We start from the raw sequence: 18,594 nt of genomic DNA on the forward strand, positions 1-18,594 counted from the left end.
CTTTCACACCAACCCCAGCGCCCCCAGCACCGCCCCGGCGCCCAGCATCCACAGCAGGTGCAGTTTGGTACGCCACACCAGCACCATGGTGGCGGCGGTCAGCAGCCACAGCGGCCAGTCTTGCGCGGGGTCGCCATGCGCGCGGGCCAGCACCCAGGATGTGGCCAGAAGCAGGCCAATCACCACGGGCGCCATGCCTTGCTTGAAGGCACGCACCGCGCGCCGCTCGCGGTTGCGGTGGCCCCAGCGGGTCGCAGTCCAGGTCAGCAGGCTGCTGGGCAGCATCACGCCCAGCATGCAAACCGCCATGCCCAACGCGCCCAGCAGCCAGCCTGCCGCGCCGGGGCCGCCTGCGTTCAGGCCCACGTTCCAGCCCAGCAGCGCCACAAACAGCACATTGGGGCCCGGGGCCGCCTGGGCAATGGCGATGGAGGCGCTGAACTGCGGGTCGGTCAGCCAGGCCTGGCGCTCGACCAGAAAACGGTGCATGTCAGGCGCGGTGGCAATGGCGCCGCCCACGGCCAGCAGCGACAACGACATGTAGTACAGAAACAGGTTGAGCCAATCGGCGACACCGAGGGCGGCCACGTGTTGCGCTGCGTCGGTCATGGTTTGATCTTTCTGAAAGTCAGCACGCAGGCCGCGCCGCCCAACACCGGCAAGATCCAGAACAGCGGCAGCCGCAGCACCGCCATGGCCACAATGGTCAGCCCCGCCAGCGCCACACACAGCGGTCGCCCCAGCGGGTGGTTCTTGATGGACACAAACAGCTTGATGCCCACGCCCGCAATCAGCCCCGCGGCCACCGCGCCCATGCCACGCAACGCGCCCGCCACGGCAGGGTGGCTGGCAAACTGGGCATACACCACCGCCAGCGTCAGCACCAGCATGAGCGGAAACGTGAGCATGCCCGCCAGCGCCGCAAACGCACCGCGCAGACCAAAGTAGCGGTCGCCAATCATGATGCTCAGGTTGACCACGTTGGGCCCCGGCATGATCTGCGCCACCGCCCAGTCCTCGACAAACTCTTCGTTCGTCATCCAGCGCTTTTTCTCTACCAGCTCGCGCTGCACCACGGCCAGCACGCCGCCAAAACCTTGCAGCGCCAGCCAGGTGAAGGACCAGAACAGATCGGTCGGGTTGCGGGGCTGGGGCCGCTGCATGGCCAGCGGGTCAGGGGAGGGGGGAAGGGCGTCGTCGGCCATATCAAAATATTGGTCAAAAGTGCCTCTAGCGCTTGATGTATAAGCGCTAGCAGCTATCAATTCAGGAATTTGCGTGAATGCGCTTCGGGTGATGTCACCAGGTCGCGGGCGCTGAGCACACCGCAGGATGTTACGCCGCTGGCCCGCATCCGCTTGGGTCGGCAGGCGTCGTGATGCGGCACGGCACCAGTGCCGTGTTTCGCGCTATCTGGCACATAAAAAGGCGTCTTTTCGCCCTCGGCGGCGTTGCCAATCCTCGCGATACCCGGTATCGCTCCGGTTTGCGCCTTGCCAGTGTCAAAAATCCATCCTTTTTATTGGTGCCATCCAGCGTGAAACACTGCACGAGCGTTTGGCGTCTGCGCGGAGGCGCTGCGGTCGGTATGCTGCGCGCTTTGCGCGACCGGTATTCGCAACCTGTCTGTGCCACCTCTCTGCGCCATAGCTTCACCCCTCAAGGATTTCCATGAAACTCATCCGCTACGGTCAGCCCGGTGCCGAGCGCCCCGGGCTGGTCGATGCCCAGGGCACCCTGCGCGACTTGTCCATGCTGCTGCCCGACATCGGCCCCGCCCAGCTCAACCCCCGCACCCTGGCCGCATTGGCCGCCATCGACGCCTCCCGCTTGCCCGCGGTGGAGGGCTCGCCCCGCCTGGGCAGCCCAGTGGGTGGTGTGGGCAAGATCGTGTGTGTGGGCCTGAATTACGCAGACCACGCCAAGGAGGCCGGCATGCAGCCGCCCGCCGAGCCCGTACTGTTCATGAAAGCAGTCACCGCGCTCAGCGGCCCCAACGACGACGTGCGCATTCCGCCTGGCGCGCTCAAGACCGATTGGGAGGTCGAGCTGGGCATCGTCATCGGCACCCGCGCCAGCCACGTGACCGAGGCCGACGCGCTGGCGCATGTGGCCGGGTATGTGCTGGCCAACGATGTGTCAGAACGCGCCTGGCAGATGGAGCGCGGCGGCCAGTGGGACAAAGGCAAAAGCTACGACACCTTTGCCCCCATCGGCCCCTTGCTGGCCACGGCCGACGAGGTCCCGGACCCGCATGCCATCGACCTGTGGCTGGAGGTGAACGGCCAGCGCGTGCAAAACGGCAGCACCCGCAACTTCATCTTTGGTGTGCCCACGGTGGTGTCGTACATCAGCCAGTTCATGACGCTGGAGCCCGGTGACCTGATCCTGACCGGCACGCCCGCAGGCGTAGGCCTGGGTCAGAAACCCGCGCCGTGGTTTTTGAAGGCGGGCGATGTGGTGCGGTTGGGCGCTACGGGGCTGGGGGAGCAGGTGCAGACGTTGGTGGGTGGGTGAGCAGCAACCTTGTTGTCTAAACGCGAGAGGTCACCCCAGCTTGCCCTTGAGCGCATGCCCCGTGGTGCGCCAGCCCGCCTGTTCGGGGTACTTCACCCTGAAGACTTTCAGGTCTGCCTGGGTTTCGTACTTCACTTTGAAGATCCGAAAGCTGGCCTGCTTCTCGTACGCAACAAAGAACCAGGCGATATCGCCGACGGCCTGGGTGTCGTAGGCCACTTCGTGGAAGCACAGGTCGGCCTGGCTCTCGTAGGCCACTTCGCAGACGCGGGCTTGGGCCTGGTTTTCGTATTTCACTTCCAAGATCTTGGCCACAGGGCTCCCTTTCTGGCGGTTGCGCGATGAGGGTGGGTGATGACCGGTCCAGCGGACCGGTCGCACAAACGCTCTGAGGTTATCCAAAAACGCGGTCTGCGGGCTGGCTAGGGTGCTTGTGAATGTAAGTTTTTGAGCCAAATTGGCCTCTAGCGCTTGGTGGATAAGCGCTAGTAGCTATCAATTTTCATAATTTAGTGCCCTCCAAGGATGCGCGGCCACGCGTTTGATGTCGCAATACTTTTATTGCGACATCAACCGATGCATCGCGCCGAATCGGCTGCGCCCCAGCGAGTTGGATGCCTGGCGACGCGGGTGGAACTGACATGACCGTCGTCTACCCCATCACCACCCGGTTTCGCCCCTTCGCCTTCGCGTCGTACAGCGCGGCATCTGCGCGCGAATAAAGGCGGCTCGCAGATTCCTTGATCTGCAGGGTGGCAACGCCAATGCTGATCGTCGCCGGGTTCGCGAGCCACTTGGCCTGGGCCACTGTGGTGCGCATGCGTTCGGCGACCTCCAGCGCGCCGTCGGCGTCGGTGTTGGGCAGGATGACCGCGAACTCCTCGCCACCCACCCGGGCCACCACATCGACCACCCGGGCGCAGCCGTTCAGCATCTGGGCGATGGCGATCAGCACCTTGTCGCCCGCGTCATGGCCGAACTGGTCGTTGATGCGCTTGAAATGGTCCACGTCCAGCATCAGCAGGCTCAGGGGCGTATTTCTGCGCTCCACAATGGCCATCTCCAATTGCAGGCCGTGATCGAATGCCCGTCGATTGTTCAGACCCGTCAACGCGTCGGTGGTGGCCAGTTCGCCAAGCTCCCGGTTCAACTCATCCACCCGCTTGACCTGCTCCAGCAGCTGCTGGTTCAGTGCCTCGGCCTTCTGAAGTGCCTGGCGCAGCCGGATCTCGCGCAGAGCGGAGTGGGCCAGCTCCACGAGGATTTCAATATCCCGCTCGCTCCACTGTTTGGGTTTGAAATCCACCGCGCAGAAGCTGCCCAGCACTTCTCCTTCTTCTGTTTTGAGGGGGATGCCCGCATACGCCCTGATCCCCAACGATGCCACCGTGGGCACGTCCTGAAACACCGGAAGTTGCGTGGCATCTTCGAGAATCAGTGCGCCCCCAGACACCAGGGCGTAGTGGCAAAAGGTGCGCCCATTCAACTCGCGGGCGGTGGACAAGGGCTCGCCCATGCCAAAGGTGCTTTTGTAGAAGTCCCGGTTTGCATCCACCAGCGATACGAAGGTGACCGGCGCCCCGGTCAGCTTGGCCGCCAGGCGGGTCAGCCGGTCAAAACTTTCTTCGGGCGGGGTGTCCAGCAGACCGGTACTGAACACTGCAGCCAGACGCTGCGGGTCCGCCAACGCAGTCTGGACGAGTGCCTCATCGGCCGGGATCGGGGGCTGTGATTCCATGGCGCATCGTATCCATGTGTAAAAAACCCTTTGCGGGCGCAGAACGAATCCGCAGCCAGGCAGCGTCGCTGGCCTTGAACCCGTCAGCGCGTCAATGCGTCAGCGGCCCAGAGCAACGCCCCCTGCCAACCTTTGCGTTACAACGCTGCGCACGGATTGCGGCGCATCTTGCAGCAGCGCAGGCCAATCGGCTTGCGCCTGCTTTACCACCCCGCGCAGCAGCGCCAGGTGCCGCGGCACGCGCAGCAGCCCGGCGGATTTCATCAGGCCTTCCATGTCGTCCCAGGTCAGCGCCTGCAGGGTTTTGTCGATGGCGCGGTTGACCGCGTATTGCGGCTCGGGCACGCCGTCAAAAAACGCGGCCACACACACGGGGTCGTACACCGGGGCCAGCTGCGGCACGCGGCCATCGGGGTAGACCAGGGCCCAGTTTTTGAGGTGCGCATCGGTGTTGCCCATCAGGATGAACGCCACCATGCGCGCCAGAAACTCGCGCGTGTCCTGCACCGGCTGGCGGCTCAGGCGGTTGAGCACGCGCAGCATGGTGGCCCAATCCTGCAGCGCGCCCTTGCCATGGGTTTTGCCGTATTTCTGGCGCGGCGTGTAGCCCAGCACCTGGTTGAACTCTTCCATGTGCACGCGCGCGCCGCCGGGCAGGTGGTCAAAACGCTGCACGGCCAAAATTTCGTTGAAGGGCACGGCATCGGGCAGGTCGGCCTCGGCGCGGGTGATGACGCGCACATCGGCGCAGTGCAGACCCAGCGCCTTGCACAGCTGGTAGCCGGTGAACTCGTTGGCCACCAGGTCGGGGTGGGCGGTGGTGGGCAGCTTCAAGATCACGCTGCCCGCCGCGCCCTTGCGGTGCACCGTGTAGCGGCGGCCATCCTGCACCGCGCTGAACTTGGTCACCACGCCGGGCAGCGATGCCGCGTCTTCTACGGGGAATTCCACAAACCCCGGCTCCAGCACATCCAGCCCCTGCGTGGTGTGCCAGTGCCGCACCACGTCCGGGATGCCGTCTTGCGCGGGCACGGGCTCCACCTCCAGCGCGCCCATCAGGTCGTGGCCTGCGGCGGCCAGCAGCTCGAACTCGTCATCGGGACTGCAGCCGCGCTCGCGCGCGAGCCGCTCGCGGTTGTGGCCTTCGGGCAGCAGGTTTTGAAAGTACACCGGCCAGCGCCCATCGGTGCGCACCAGCCGCGCATCGCGTGCCGATGCCAGGATCTGCTGCGTAGCGGCCTCGTCGGCACCCTGAAAGCTGAGCGACAGGGTGGGGCGCTGCGGGTTGCGGATGTAGCTTTCGTCAAACGACACGCGCAGGATGTCGCCGTATTGCGAGAGGTAGCCAATCGGCTCGCGACCGCCCGCCGCTCCGTCCGCCTTCGCCGGGCGGTGCAGGTACAGGCGCAGGTAGCGGATGGAGGTGCTCATGGGGTATGGCTACGGTCAGCGGCGCAGGCCGTCCACCACCGAGGGCGGCGCATCCACACCCTCCGGCTGGCCCAGAAACTTGCCCCCCGACTGAATGAACGCCTCCAGGCTGGGCCGCAGGCTGCTGGGCACGGCGATGATGTCCATGCCCAGCACCCGCGCCATCTCGGCCAGGGTGGAATAACGCGGGTCCAGGTCGCCGCCTTCGGTGCGCTGCACCGTCATGCGGCTGAGGCCTGCGCTTTCAGCGAGCTGGGCCTGGGTCATCTGGTGGGCCTTGCGGGCGGCGGCGAGGGTGGGGATGAGGTCGGTAGACATGATGTTATTTATACTCTTAGTATTTAAAAAAGAGTATATATTTTATCTTTTCGCTAAGTTTTTTGACCCAGCGAGAGCGGAAAGTGGCGGGTATGCCGCGATAGGTCAGGCCCAGTCTGGGCCACTGTTCCGGCGGGACTGCCCGGAACGGCCGCAATGCAGCGATTGCTGTCATCCAAACCGTGCCATCTAAGGCGCACTATCGGGCAAGAGCTGCCGCTGGCGGTTTGATAAAGCACTCGCTGAATGTTTGCATTCACTGGCAGCAGCAGGCCCTGAGTTCGCATGACGAGTCATGCGCCTTGGGCTTCGCTCCATTTGCCATCCGGTTTACAGCGTCGCGTATCGCGTTTGGGCGACAGCGCGGCTCCTCTATCCGCGAGCTTCAGGGTATCTGGTCACAACGATGCCGAGCACTCTGCGATTAGTCCTCTGAACCAAAGCTGGGCGGGATGCGAGTCATTGCGTCGATGCCAAGTCAGGTCGAATACGATTTCAGGAAATGCGATCGGAGGCTGAAAAAACGCCAACTGGCGATCAGCCGGCGCCGGGCATGCTCGTCCGCCCCGGTCAGGCTAGCCGCCTTGCGGCCACCGCTTCAGGACGAGCGCATCTTGCCGATAACCAGAAGGTTACGATGAAAAGCCTCCTCGCTCTGCTGCTGGTCAGCGCCTGCTTCCAGGCGCAGTCCGCCGACCTGCCTCCCTGCGACAAGGCGGTGCGTTTCACTGCGGCTTGGTTCGCCGACCCGGAAGTGGACAACGCCAAACCGACCGCCGAACTGACGAAGATCGGCGCGGGCGCCGGCCGCAGCGGTACGCAACTCGGCCACGTCGTTGTCGAGACCAAGCTGGCGGTGATGCCGCAGACCAGTTGCCAGGGCGTCGTCGTGCGGCTGGATTACATCAAACCGGTGCTGCGCGTGGCCAGCGAGCTCCCGCCGGGCAGCTGTGCCTATGCGCACGTGATGAAACACGAGCAGACGCATGTGCGCATTCACCGCGACATCGCGCGCCAGTTCCGCGAGCTGGACTATCCCTGGGCCTCGGGCGGCAACAGCGCGGGCATCCTGCTCTACGCAAAACAGGAACTCGACCGCCTGATGCAAGCCCAGGTGCTGTTCGACAACCCCGAGGAATACGCTCGCAACTTCAGCGCGTGCGGTGGTGAGATCGCGCGGCTGGTGAAGCCCGCGGCGTCTACCAAGTCGGGGCAGACACCGGGTTGAGGCAACCGCCTTCCGCGAAGGCTTATTGGTCGCGCCTTGGGCTGGACCAGACTGATGCCGAGACCGGAGTGAGCCACCGCGCCGACCTTCGACTGCGCCACTTGTTCCGCCCCCGCACCCAACAGCCGTGTGGGGATAGAGCCACTCGCGTGGCTCACGAGGTCGTCGGTACATGAGTCAAAAGTGGCTTACTTCTGCATCGGTGCCAACAGCCATTGCAGCGGGCCCTGGGCCAACTGCGCTGGCGGGTCCAGGGAGTTCAAACGTTGATCACTCGCTTTTACTTGCCCCACTGGCTGCTCCTGGCCGGCTACGGAATCGCGATCAAGGCACTTGCGATTGAATCCAATTCCTCCGCAGCTTCGCTCGCAGTGGGATACCTAGCCAAACGTTCGAGGTCAGGCAACAGTAGCCTCTTCATTTCAACTGAATCAGCAACGATTGTCTGAAGAAGAAAGTGCTTCCAGGTGTCATCGACTCCGTTCAGGATCAGCCGGACGTGGGGGACAAGATAGGGGCCGATATCTGCTAGAAGTGGCGCAAGCACTCGAGCAACGGGCCAGTTGCCATCCTGAGTCCATCTAAGAAGCTGCGGGAGTACTGGCTCGATCGCTGGATAGCCCAGTTGAACCAAAGCTTCGGCGCGCTGCACATCGTGCTTATCGCGTGGAAGCATTTTCAGTAATTCAAGGCTCATTTCTTCGTAGATTCAGCAGTGCGAACCTAAACGCTTTTGATGTGCCAACAGCGGCGACGTCCGATGTTGGCCGTATGTTGCCAGTTATGCGCCGATCACTCTACTGACCGGCGAGTGTGAGGAGCGTAGGACCCAACAGGAAGGCTCCGAGCAGCAGGCAGACGGGTACGCCAATAAAGAACCAGAACATCAATCGCCCCTCCCTCTTGAAATGGTGGTTGACGCTCCTTGTTTTGGCTGTTGTGACTGATTCGTTGTGGGACTTTTTAGGGTTGCTCACTTGGTGCTTTCGTAGCGAATCATTTGACCGCTATTGGCCGATAGTACTCATTCGCGACAGTGGGGCGTACGTCCGCAACCAACCTAAAGCGGCTTCCCATCTCTCTCCATACCTTCGCGATCTGAAAACAGAAAACGCTTTCACTGCTGCGTGTGGACATCAAGCAAATCGGTGCACTACCGATTTTTTTTAGATTACAGAGATTATTTTTACGATCAGGGCCCGTTATGGGCGGTCGCCAATGGCTGGTGTCACGCCGTATGTTTGGCGGAGCTCAATCCTTGAGGTTCACTCCCAGAATATCCAGCTTTTTCGCATACGAGTCCCTGCGTTTTGCAGCCTTTGCCGCTGTTTCTGTGGCGGCTTGGATGGCCTTGGGCCCTTTATTCGCAGCCGCCTTGATCAGCCCGAACTTGTGATCGGCATCTGCTTCGACCCGCTTGAACGTGGCGATGAGTTCAGCATGCGCAATGGATGAATTCACACTTACTCCCATACCGATCAGCGTTGTTACTCTTGAATTTTGACGTTGGCGCGAAGCAAGGCTGTTCTTAATTCGCGAGTCGCAGGTTTGGAAATATCCACCTTTTGCGCCGCCAGGTCGAACGAAGAGCCTGGCTTGATGCTGGTTGGCAATATCTTTTTTGCTGGAAGCTTGGCCGGGTAAGTACCTTGACCTGGACACATGCGAACGGAAAACCCGAATTCTTCGAGCAGGCCTTTCGCATACAACTCCGCTAATTGGTGAAACGACACGAAGGTGGAGCGTTTCACGTCTTTGAATCCTGGCTGACTGACGTCGCGAACGAGTTCGAATTTGCCAAGCGAATCGCGCTGTGTATCGGTAAAAGGATGCAGCAAGAAAGTCTGACGAACGCCATCCTTTTTGGACACCAAAGTGTGCTCGACGGCTATATCGGTTAACAGCATATTGTTTTTCTAGCTTCGCGAGCTGCAGTTTGCACGGCCGCATCAGCCGACGTACCTCCCAAAGTCGCAGATTTTGTTTTCAAACCCCGTCACCGGGAGCCAATGCCACTTCGGATGTGAGGTGCGCGATGCGGGCAAAAATCACCCGAAGGGCGAGGACTTTAACTGAGCGGCAGCCAATGGCCGATCCCTGTTGCATGGCAAACAGACCGCTTCGGGTCAAAAACTGCCTGCCAATGGTGGTCGAGTGAAAGTCCGAAACCAGCCTGAAGCGGTCGTCCTCGTTATCTCAGACATTGCCGTCGCGACTGCTGGGGAGTGATCTGCTGGCGAGCTACTCTCCCAGACTTTCCCAGTGAATGAGCGGGCCGCGTCACAAGGCCAGTTGTCTCAGGATTCATGGGCCGTGAACAGCCAAGAATCGTTCAAAAACAATAGCTGCTCGCGCTTTCTCAATAAGCGCCAGAGGCCAAAAACACCGAATATCTAGTCACAGTATTCGCGTTGACTCACTGGGTATAACCTGACACCTCGCTGCTGGCTAGTGCGCCGGTTGGGCGGCGTTACCTGACCTACCCAGCTACCTGACATCCAGCGGCGCTGGCAACACCTGCGCCCGCTCGCCACAAAACCTCTGCGCCTCATCCCCCAACCAATCCCGCACCAACTGCATCGCCGGACTGGGGTGCGTCGTGGTCACAAACGAATACGCCGCCCGCGACAACACGCTGCGCCCCAGCAGCGGCACCAGGCGCCCGGCCTTCACATCCTGCAGCACCAGCGCCGCGCGGCCCATCGCAATGCCCTGACCTGCGAGCGCGGCGCCCAGGGCCAGTTGCGACAGGTTGAACTGCTGGCCGCCGGCCCAGGGCGGGGGTGTGGCGCCCACTTGGGTGAACCAGTGCTGCCACTCTTCGTACGTGTCTGCGCCGTCCCAGGCGCTGCCGTCGTGCAGCAGCCAGTCGCCGTGCAGGTCTTGCGGCTGGGTGATGCTCGGGTGGCGGGCCAAAAACTCGGGGCTGGCGACGGGAATGAGCCATTCGTCCAGAAACACCGTGGCGTTCAGGTCGCGGTAGCCGCCCAGGTCAAAGCGCACGGCGGCTTCGATGCCATCGCGCACCATGCGGGTGCGGTCCAGGGTGTGGAACTCGCCAAACACGCGCAGGCCGGTGTGCGGGTGCTGGCGAAAGAAGTCTCCCAGCCGGGGGGTGAGCCAGCTCATGGCAAACGAGGGTGAGCAGCTCAAGGTGGCTGTGGCCGCCTCGGGCGGCTGCCGCATCTGGGCCAGGGTGCTTTCGATGGCGTCAAAGCTCTCGCGCAGCACCACGGCCAGCCATTTGCCCTCGGGCGTGGGCACCAGGGCGCGCGGGGTGCGCAAGAACAGCGGGCGGCGCAGCCAGTCTTCGAGCTGCTTGACCTGCTGGCTGACGGCGCCCTGGGTGATGCACAGCTCGGCTGCCGCCTTGGTAAAGCTGCCGTGGCGGGCCGCTGCATCAAAACTGCGCAGCCAGGCCAGCAGGGAAGGGGAGAGGCGAATGTCCATTATTAATACTAATGCTGCGCTCACTATAAATGGCTTGTGACAGCGGCGTGACCGGCGAAGAATGCAGTCAAGACTTCAACGACTGAATGAATCTGTATGACGCCTGCTGACCGAATGCCTACTGTGGATGCGCTGCTGGCCACCCGCTTGTGCAATGCCCAGCCCGCGCTGTGGACCAACCCGGCCCGGCAGGCGCAACCGCCAGTCGCTTTGCAGGCGCTGGGGCGCAGCATTAGTCTGGATGATACGCAGGCCGCCGCCGCCCGGTTGGCCCGTTTTGCAGGCCTGCTGGCGCAGGTGTTCCCTGAGCTGGCCGCCACCGGGGGCGTGGTGGAGTCGCCTCTGCTGCCCGCCGCCGCGTTGCAACCCGCGCTGGGTTTGGCCGAGGGGCTGGGGCGTTTGTTCATCAAGGCCGACCACAGCCTGCCGGTGGCGGGCTCCATCAAGGCAAGGGGCGGCATGCACGAGGTGCTGGAGTTTGCCGAGCGGCTGGCGCTGGAGCACGGTCTGGTCGAGCCCGGTGGTGACTACCGTGCACTGGCCACCCCGGCCGCCCGCGAGGTGCTGGGCCGCTATCAGGTGGCGGTGGGATCCACGGGCAACCTGGGGATGAGCATTGGTGTGGTGGCCTCGGCATTGGGCTTCAAGGCGGCGGTGCACATGTCGGCCGACGCCAAAGAGTGGAAGAAGGACCGCCTGCGCCAGCGTGGTGTGCAGGTGGTGGAGCACACCGGCGACTATGAGCGCGCCGTGGCCGCAGGGCGGGCCGAGGCGGCCCGCGACCCCCTGTGCCACTTTGTAGATGACGAGCAATCGTTCTCGCTGCTGCTGGGCTACAGCGCGGCGGCGCTGCACCTGCAAAAGCAACTGGCAGCGCAGGGCGTGGTGGTGGACGCGGAGCACCCGCTCATCGTGTACCTGCCTTGCGGCGTGGGCGGCGCGCCCGCGGGCATCACGTTTGGCCTGCGGCAGCTGCTGGGGCCGCATGTGCATTGCTTTTTTGCGGAACCAGTGCAATCACCGTGCTTTTTGGTGCAGATGCTGGCCGATGCCACGCAGGGCGAGGGGCAGCACCCGTCGGTATACGACTGGGGCCTGACCAACCGGACCGAGGCCGATGGCCTGGCCGTGCCGCGTGCGTCGCTGCTGGCGGCCGAGCTGATGCGCCCGCTGCTGTCGGGCGTGTTCACCGTGGCCGACGACACCTTGTTTGCGCAACTGGTGCTGGTGCTGGATGCCTTGGGCGAGCGCATCGAGCCCTCGGCTGCCGCAGGCTTCAGTGGCCCGGCCATGTTGACCGGCACCACCGCCGGACAGGCCTGGCTGCGCAGCACTGGCGTGGATGCGGTGCTGCACAACGCCACCCACCTAGTGTGGACCACGGGCGGCCTGCTGGTGCCCGATGCGCAGTACCAGGGCTTTGTGCAGCGCGGGCGGGCTGTGCTCGCGGCCCAAGGCTGACTTTTCTCATCCCCCGATTCGTCGATTCCCCCACCTTTGTGACCTTTGGAGAGAACCCCATGAACCGCAAGCAACTGCTTTTGTCGTCCGCCGTAATATGTGCTCTGGGGGCCGCTGCGTGGGCCCCTGCCATGGCGCAAGAGGCGGCTTTCCCCACCAAGCCCATCACGCTGGTGATTCCGTTCCCGCCTGGTGGCGCCACGGATGTGCTGGGCCGCCTCATCGGCAAGAAACTGGGTGACAAGCTGGGCCAGAGCGTGGTGATCGACAACCGCGCGGGGGCGGGCACCACTATCGGCGCGGCATATGTAGCCAAGGCGGCGCCGGACGGCTACACGCTGCTGATGAGTTCGGGCACCACCTTCACCGTGAACCCCGCCGTGCGCGCCAAACTTCCGTACGACCCGGTCAAGAGTTTTGAGCCCATCGGCATCGCAGGGCGAACCAGCCTGATCCTGCTGGCCAACAAGGATGTGCCGGTCAGCGACGTGAAGCAGTTTGTGGCCATGGTGAAGGCCGCGCCCGACAAGTATTCGTACGGCTCGTATGGCGCGGGCACCACGTCGCAGTTTGCGGGGGAATTGTTCTTCCACGCGGCGGGCCTCAAGATCCAGCACGTGCCCTACAAAGGCAGTTCGCCCGCCATGGTGGATTTGATGGGTGGGCAGATCCCGTTCACGGTCGACACCGTGTCGGCCGCGCTGCCACAGCTCAAGGACGGCAAGATCAAGGCCATTGCCGTGACAGCGGGCAAGCGCTCGGCCCTGTTACCCAAGGTGCCCACGCTGGCCGAAAGCGGCTACCCCGGCGTGGAGATGGACACCTGGCTGGCCATGATGGCGCCACGCGGCTTGCCGCCCGCCGTCAAGGCACGGCTGGAGTTGACGCTGGCGCAGGTGGTGGCAGACCCTGAAACCCGCGACAAACTGATCGCCGTGGGGTTTGAACCCACCTATGCTTCTGCCAAGGCCGTGAGCGATTTGATAGACAAAGAGCTGCCTCTGATGCGTGCCGTTGCCCAGCGGGCGGCCATCACGGCAGACTGATCGGTCCTCGCAAGGTCAACAAAAAAAAGGAGATAAATTCAACATGACGACTTCACCTAGCACCCTGGTCGAGCTGACCGCCAACGAACTGCGCCACCGCATCGGTACGCGCGAAATTTCTCCGGTGGAACTGCTGGATGCGTGTATTGAACGCATCGAGGCCGTCAACCCGCATGTGAACGCCATCACCGCCACCTGCTACGACCGCGCACGCTCTGAGGCTCAGGCGGCTGAGCAGGCGGTATTGCGCGGCGAGCCGCTGGGCTTGCTGCACGGCCTGCCGATGGGCGTGAAGGACCTCGAAGCCACTGCCGGGCTGCTGACCACCTACGGCTCGGAGATCTACCGCAGCCACATTCCGGCCGAGGACAACGTGCTGGTGGCGCGCCTGCGTGCGGCGGGCGCCATCATGGCGGGCAAGACCAACATCCCCGAGATGGGTGCGGGCGCCAATTCGCGCAACACGGTGTGGGGTGCCACGGGCAACCCGTTCAACCCCAACCTGAACGCCGGGGGCTCGTCGGGCGGCTCGGCCGCTGCGCTGGCGTGCGACATGCTGCCGGTGTGCACGGGGTCGGACACGGGCGGTTCGTTGCGCATACCGGCGTCCATTTGCGGCGTGGTGGGCTTTCGGCCATCGCCCGGTGTGGTGCCCAGCTCGCGCAAGCTGCTGGGCTGGACTCCTATTTCGGTGGTGGGCCCCATGGGCCGCACAGTGGAAGAAGCCTGCCTGCAACTGGCTGCCACGGCAGGCATGTCGGCGGGCGACCCGCTGAGCTACCCGCTGGACCCGATGAGCTTCTTGTTGCCCGAAACGGTGGACCTGAGCCGCCTGCGCGTGGCATACACCGAGGACTTCGGCGCCTGCGCGGTGGACAACGGCATCCGCGCCGTGTTCCGCCAGAAGGTGCAGGCCATGAAGCACCTGTTCGCCAACTGCGACGCCATTGACGTGGACCTGGGCGACGTGCACCGCTGCTTTGACGTGCTGCGCGCCGAAGCCTTTGTGGCCAGCACGCGCGAGGCCTATGAGCGCGACCCCGCCAGCCTGGGCCCCAACACCCGCGCCAACTACGAGATGGGTGCTGCCATGACACTGCTGGACAGCGCCTGGGCGCAGGCCGAACAAACGCGCATCCTGGCGCGGTTCCAGAAGCTGTACGAGAACTACGACGTGATCCTGGCGCCCACCACGCCGGTGTCGCCTTTTGCATGGACGCAGCTGTTCGCCAGCCACATCAACGGCGAGCCGCAGGCCAACTACTACCGCTGGCTGGCGCTGACCTATGTGAGCACGCTCACCACTCACCCAGCGCTCAGTCTGCCCTGTGGGTTGGACGATGCAGGAATGCCCTTTGGCCTGCAGATCGTCGGGCGCTTTCGGGCCGACCGCCACATGCTGGGCGTGGGCCATGCGCTGGAGCAGGCGTTCAAGGGCATCGCCGGGCTGGCCCGCCCACGGCCTGACATCGCCAAGCTGATGCAAACAAATGCCGAGCCCGCGCTGACCTCCATCGTGACCGGCGCGCCCGATCTGCGTGATGCCCGGAGCCTGCCGCGTGAAGACCGCGCGGCATCGGCGGCGCAAGTGTCAGCGGTCTAAATAGAGCCAGGAGACAAACCATGCAATCAGTGGACACCATCGTCATTGGCGCGGGCATTGCAGGTGCCTCGGTGGCCTGGCAGCTTGTGCAGGAGAGAGTCGGGAGTGAGGGCGCCAGCGTGCTGCTGCTGGAGCGCGAATCGCAGCCCGGCTACCACACCACCGGCCGCTCGGCAGCGCTGTACATGGCCACCTACGGTACACCCAACATCCAGGCGCTGACGCGGGCGAGCCGCGCGTTTTATGACGCACCGCCGCCGGAGTTTGGGGCCGACCCCATCCTCTCGCCCCGTGGCGTGGTCTATGTGGCCGGGCCGGATCAGCTCGACATGCTGAAACAGGCCTACGCAGAAGCCCATGCGATCTCGCCCAACGTGGAATGGGTGGAGCAGGGCGCATTGCTGGCCCAGCTGCCCTGCCTGAAGCCCGAGGCCGTGGCCGCCGGCATGAGCGAGCCTGAGGCGTCCGACATCGACGTGCATGTGCTGCATCAGGGCTACCTGCGCGGCCTGCGCCAGCGTGGCGGCCAGGTGCTGACGAATGCGGAGGTCACGGCCTTGGAGCGCAATGGCGACGGCTGGCAGGTGACCCTGGCCGATGGCCGGGTGCTGCAAGCCAAAACCATCGTCAACGCCGCCGGTGCCTGGGCCGACGTGGTAGCGGGCCTGGCAGGCGTGCCGCCCATCGGCCTGGAGCCGCGCCGCCGCACTGCCTTTACCTTTGCGGTGCCCGAGGGCATGGACGCGACCCACTGGCCTGCAGTGATCAGCATCGACGAAACCTTCTATTTCAAGCCCGACGCGGGCCAACTGCTGGGCTCGCCCGCCAATGCGGACCCGACGCACCCGCACGATGTAGTGCCCGAAGAGCTGGACGTGGCCACCGGGATTTATCACATTGAGGAAATGACCACCTTCCAGATCCGCCGCCCGTCGCACACCTGGGCGGGCCTGCGCTCGTTTGTGCCCGACGGCGACATGGTGATTGGCTGGGACAACCATGTACCCGGCTTCTTCTGGCTGGCCGGGCAGGGCGGGTATGGGATTCAGAGTGCTGCGGGCGCCTCGTTGCTGGCGCGGCAGCTATTGCGGGGTGAACCGCTGTCCGATGATTTGGTGCGCGAGAAGGTAGATGTGGCGGGACTGTCGCCTGCGCGCATGCGGTAGTGGGATAAGGCTGAAGAGCCTTGCCTGACCGCTATGGCCTGAATACCTTCAAGCGAAGGTGTTGACCTGGGTGCCCAGCGTGCCACTGGTCGCCAGCGCGGGCTGGGGCATGGATTGCTGCATGGCGTTGAGCAGGGTGGCGGCCGACGAGGCCTGGATGTCGATCGCTTTCTTCAAAACCACCATGTTCAAGGCGTCAGACGTTTTGGCGCTGGCCAGCGCGGTGGCAGTGCTGACGATGCTGTTGGAGAGTGCGACGTCCATGGCGATTCCTTGAGGCGATGGTGGTTTATCGGCAGTTTGTCGGTGGGGTTGAGGGTTGTTACATCTTCGGCAAGGGCTCTTGATCCTGACCTCACTCCAGCGCCGAGACACCGATGGCGTTGCACGCCGCCAGATCGGACTCGCGCACCTCTGGCAGTTGCCGCGCAGCGTCCCGTAGGGCCGTGCGCAGGCCTTCCTCTAGCGTAGGGTGATAGAACGGCATGCCCAGTAGCTCATGCACCGTCAGTTTCTGGTGAACGGCCAGCGCCAGCAGATGGGCCATGTGCTCGGCATCCGGTGCGCACATTTCTGCTCCTTGCAGACGGCCGGTGGTTTTGTCCGCATATATATACAAGCGCCCGTGGTTGCGCTGGGCGGTGCGTGCGCGGCCCTGGTTGCCGTAGCTGACGGAGCCGGTCACCGTTTGATTGCGATCCATGTCGGCCAGGCGCTGACCCACGGTGGCGATGTTGGGGTCGCAAAAAACAATGCCCAGCGGCGTGCGGCGCTTGAAGCGGGTGGGTGTGTCCGCCAATGCGTTCATGCCCGCAATGTGGCCTTCGTCGGCCGCTTCGTGCAGTAAGGGGGTGTGGGTGTTGGCGTCCCCGGCCAGAAACACGGGCAAATCGCCAATTTGCTGGGTTTGTGGGTCGACCGTGGGCATGCCGCGCTTGTCCAGAGGCACTCCCAGCGTTTCCAGGCCCAGGTACTGGATATTGGGCACGCGGCCCATGGCAGCGACCACCTGGTCCACCACCACGCGGTTGCCGCCGCTCGATACCTCAATGCCTCCCGCAACCTCGCGCAACTCGGCGGGGGCGCCGGTGTGCAGCACCATTTCTTTTTTGAGCAGTGCGGTCAGTTCGGCATTGAGGGTAGGGTCACTCAGGCCCGCCAGGGTGTCGCCCGTGGTGAACGCCGCCACCTGCAGACCCAGGCGCGCCAGCGCTTGCGACAGCTCCACGCCAATGGGGCCCATGCCGATGACGGCGATGCGGGGCCCTAGGGTGGGTTGCTCAAACAGCGTGTCGGTGGTCAGCATGCGATCGCCAAACGCCAGCCACTCCTCTGGCACGCTGGGGCGTGAGCCGGTTGCGATGATGATGCTTTTGGTGGTGTAGGGGGTACCGTCAATGTCGACGGTGCGGGGGCCCAGCAAGGTGGCGCGGCCTGCCATGCGTGCGCTGCCGAGGTCGTCCGTGGCCTTGATGGCGCCCGCCACAAAGTCGTTACGCAGGGCGCGCACGCGCTGCAACACGGCGGGAATGTCTACCGTCAACTGGTCAGCGCCGCGCAGGCCGAATTCTTCGAACGCGTGGCGGCGATGAAATGCATTGGCCGCCTCGATCAGTGTTTTGGAGGGCATGCAGCCCACCCGTGCGCAAGTGGTGCCCCAGGGGCCATCGTTCACGATGAGGTATCGGTCCGTGCGCTTGCGAACCTCGCGCAAAGCTGCCAGCCCTGCGGTGCCAGCGCCGATGATGATGGTGTCGAGCGGTTGGCTCATGGGGCGTCTCCTCGTATCCCACCCATATCAGGTGAGCCGCCAGTGTGCGGGCCAAGCCGCAAAGCGCTTGTAGGCGCACAGGCATTTGTAGGAATGCGGGGCAGGGTGGTGATCAGCCTTCATTCCCGATGATTTTCCGGGTCAGTCCAGCCCACGCGCCCCTGGCCGCTGTCGTTGATGTGTTGAACAAAGGCGGTTGCCAGCGTCTCGGGCAGGCGCAGTTGCACGACCACCAGCGTGCCGTGTTGCACGTCCACCAGTTCTGCGTTGGCTGCTTCGATCTCGCGGCGCAGCAGGCCTTCCAGCGCGTAGGGCACATGGCACTGCAGCGTTTTCATGCGCTGCAGCGTCACTTTGGGCGCGGTCAGAAGAGCCTGGGCAATGGTGTCGGTGTAGGCGCGCACCAAGCCACCAGCGCCCAGTTTGACGCCGCCAAAGTAGCGCACCACCGTGGCCAGAACACCCTCCAGGTCCTGGTGGCGCAGCACGTCCAGCATGGGGCGCCCCGCAGTGCCACCCGGTTCGCCATCGTCCACGGCTGCCGATTGGCCCCCTGCCAACAAGGCCCAGCATATGTGGGCAGCGCTTGGGTGCTGCTTCCACAGCGCATCGACGGTCGCCTGCGCGCTGGCCCGGTCGGCGATGGGTTGCACACAGCCGATGAAGCGGCTTTTCTTGATGATGATTTCGCTGTGCGCGGGCGCAGCCAGGGTGTGGGGCATGGGGGGAGGAGTTTACGGGGGCGGCGCGAGGCAGATTTACGACGCTCCTCCTACCGTTTATCGGTACGAGCACGCCCTTGATGACAAAACGATGTTGTTTGTGCGTTCTGTCACACCTGCAAAAGACATCCGTTCCTACACTG

Annotated in this window: 19 protein-coding genes; 6 read left to right on the plus strand and 13 right to left on the minus strand. The window is 63.7% G+C overall.

Translation table 11 applies throughout. The features are described 5' to 3' along the window. Positions 1-3 precede the first annotated feature (3 nt). Both ACK41V_RS04025 and ACK41V_RS04030 read right to left on the minus strand, forming a co-directional pair. Positions 4-609 (minus strand): chromate transporter, encoded by a 606-nt coding sequence (locus tag ACK41V_RS04025; protein WP_409778147.1) that lies wholly within the window; start codon positions 607-609, stop codon positions 4-6. Further along, positions 606-1,205: a chromate transporter gene (locus tag ACK41V_RS04030; protein ID WP_409778150.1), complete on the minus strand. Its 600-nt coding sequence runs from the start codon at positions 1,203-1,205 to the stop codon at positions 606-608. The genes ACK41V_RS04025 and ACK41V_RS04030 overlap by 4 nt, the downstream gene beginning before the upstream one ends. 466 nt (positions 1,206-1,671) lie before the next feature. Here ACK41V_RS04030 and ACK41V_RS04035 point away from each other — a divergent pair, with 466 nt between their 5' ends. Further along, entirely contained in the window at positions 1,672-2,517 is an 846-nt protein-coding gene (locus tag ACK41V_RS04035) for a fumarylacetoacetate hydrolase family protein (protein ID WP_409778153.1), read from the plus strand. Positions 2,518-2,547: 30 nt separating this feature from the next. Here ACK41V_RS04035 and ACK41V_RS04040 read toward each other — a convergent pair whose 3' ends face one another. The 4 genes from ACK41V_RS04040 to ACK41V_RS04055 all read right to left on the minus strand — a co-directional run bounded on the left by ACK41V_RS04040 (position 2,548) and on the right by ACK41V_RS04055 (position 6,004). Next, positions 2,548-2,832: a DUF6150 family protein gene (locus tag ACK41V_RS04040; protein WP_409778156.1), complete on the minus strand. Its 285-nt coding sequence runs from the start codon at positions 2,830-2,832 to the stop codon at positions 2,548-2,550. 337 nt (positions 2,833-3,169) lie between these two features. Then, complete coding sequence (locus ACK41V_RS04045; RefSeq protein ID WP_409778158.1) at positions 3,170-4,255, minus strand: diguanylate cyclase; 1,086 nt, start codon at positions 4,253-4,255, stop codon at positions 3,170-3,172. A gap of 99 nt (positions 4,256-4,354) precedes the next feature. After that, on the minus strand, positions 4,355-5,686 hold the full coding sequence (locus tag ACK41V_RS04050; protein WP_409778161.1) for a type II toxin-antitoxin system HipA family toxin: 1,332 nt from the start codon (positions 5,684-5,686) through the stop codon (positions 4,355-4,357). Between the two features lie 15 nt (positions 5,687-5,701). Further along, positions 5,702-6,004: a helix-turn-helix transcriptional regulator gene (locus ACK41V_RS04055; RefSeq protein ID WP_010458494.1), complete on the minus strand. Its 303-nt coding sequence runs from the start codon at positions 6,002-6,004 to the stop codon at positions 5,702-5,704. 637 nt (positions 6,005-6,641) lie between these two features. Between ACK41V_RS04055 and ACK41V_RS04060 the strand changes: the two genes are divergently transcribed. Continuing rightward, positions 6,642-7,232, plus strand: a complete 591-nt coding sequence (locus tag ACK41V_RS04060; protein ID WP_409778165.1) for a hypothetical protein — start codon at positions 6,642-6,644, stop codon at positions 7,230-7,232. 310 nt (positions 7,233-7,542) lie between these two features. On the opposite strand, the gene ACK41V_RS04065 is transcribed toward ACK41V_RS04060, so the two are convergent. From ACK41V_RS04065 to ACK41V_RS04080, 4 genes are all read right to left on the minus strand, one after another. Next, positions 7,543-7,929 carry a DUF5071 domain-containing protein gene (locus ACK41V_RS04065; RefSeq protein WP_409778168.1) on the minus strand — a complete coding sequence of 129 codons (387 nt, stop codon included), beginning with the start codon at positions 7,927-7,929 and terminating at the stop codon, positions 7,543-7,545. 554 nt (positions 7,930-8,483) lie between these two features. Further along, the gene (locus ACK41V_RS04070) at positions 8,484-8,693 is read right to left on the minus strand and encodes a hypothetical protein (RefSeq protein ID WP_409778171.1); all 210 of its coding nucleotides are present in this window, start codon (positions 8,691-8,693) and stop codon (positions 8,484-8,486) included. A 26-nt stretch (positions 8,694-8,719) separates the two neighbouring features. Further along, positions 8,720-9,139, minus strand: a complete 420-nt coding sequence (locus ACK41V_RS04075; RefSeq protein ID WP_409778174.1) for a hypothetical protein — start codon at positions 9,137-9,139, stop codon at positions 8,720-8,722. Positions 9,140-9,719: 580 nt separating this feature from the next. After that, positions 9,720-10,682 carry a LysR substrate-binding domain-containing protein gene (locus ACK41V_RS04080; RefSeq protein ID WP_409778177.1) on the minus strand — a complete coding sequence of 321 codons (963 nt, stop codon included), beginning with the start codon at positions 10,680-10,682 and terminating at the stop codon, positions 9,720-9,722. A gap of 96 nt (positions 10,683-10,778) precedes the next feature. Here ACK41V_RS04080 and ACK41V_RS04085 point away from each other — a divergent pair, with 96 nt between their 5' ends. From ACK41V_RS04085 to ACK41V_RS04100, 4 genes are read left to right on the plus strand one after another with little or no spacing between them, the layout of a single operon-like run. After that, positions 10,779-12,143: a D-serine ammonia-lyase gene (locus ACK41V_RS04085; RefSeq protein ID WP_409778180.1), complete on the plus strand. Its 1,365-nt coding sequence runs from the start codon at positions 10,779-10,781 to the stop codon at positions 12,141-12,143. Positions 12,144-12,202: 59 nt separating this feature from the next. Further along, a complete protein-coding gene (locus ACK41V_RS04090; protein WP_409778183.1) occupies positions 12,203-13,189 on the plus strand; it encodes a Bug family tripartite tricarboxylate transporter substrate binding protein in 987 nt (328 codons plus the stop codon). 43 nt (positions 13,190-13,232) lie between these two features. Continuing rightward, complete coding sequence (locus tag ACK41V_RS04095; RefSeq protein ID WP_409778186.1) at positions 13,233-14,792, plus strand: amidase; 1,560 nt, start codon at positions 13,233-13,235, stop codon at positions 14,790-14,792. 20 nt (positions 14,793-14,812) lie between these two features. Beyond that, a complete protein-coding gene (locus ACK41V_RS04100) occupies positions 14,813-15,958 on the plus strand; it encodes an NAD(P)/FAD-dependent oxidoreductase (protein ID WP_409778189.1) in 1,146 nt (381 codons plus the stop codon). Between the two features lie 48 nt (positions 15,959-16,006). Here the strand turns inward: ACK41V_RS04100 and ACK41V_RS04105 are convergent, their stop codons facing one another. The 3 genes from ACK41V_RS04105 to ACK41V_RS04115 form a co-directional block, all read right to left on the minus strand. Next, the gene (locus ACK41V_RS04105; RefSeq protein WP_409778192.1) at positions 16,007-16,222 is read right to left on the minus strand and encodes a YjfB family protein; all 216 of its coding nucleotides are present in this window, start codon (positions 16,220-16,222) and stop codon (positions 16,007-16,009) included. 91 nt (positions 16,223-16,313) lie between these two features. Next, entirely contained in the window at positions 16,314-17,729 is a 1,416-nt protein-coding gene (locus ACK41V_RS04110) for a dihydrolipoyl dehydrogenase (RefSeq protein WP_409778195.1), read from the minus strand. 119 nt (positions 17,730-17,848) lie between these two features. Further along, on the minus strand, positions 17,849-18,451 hold the full coding sequence (locus tag ACK41V_RS04115) for an IMPACT family protein (RefSeq protein WP_409778198.1): 603 nt from the start codon (positions 18,449-18,451) through the stop codon (positions 17,849-17,851). Between the last annotated feature and the right edge of the window lie 143 nt (positions 18,452-18,594).

The organism is Acidovorax sp. (assembly GCF_046291265.1).
Lineage (GTDB): Bacteria > Pseudomonadota > Gammaproteobacteria > Burkholderiales > Burkholderiaceae_C > Acidovorax.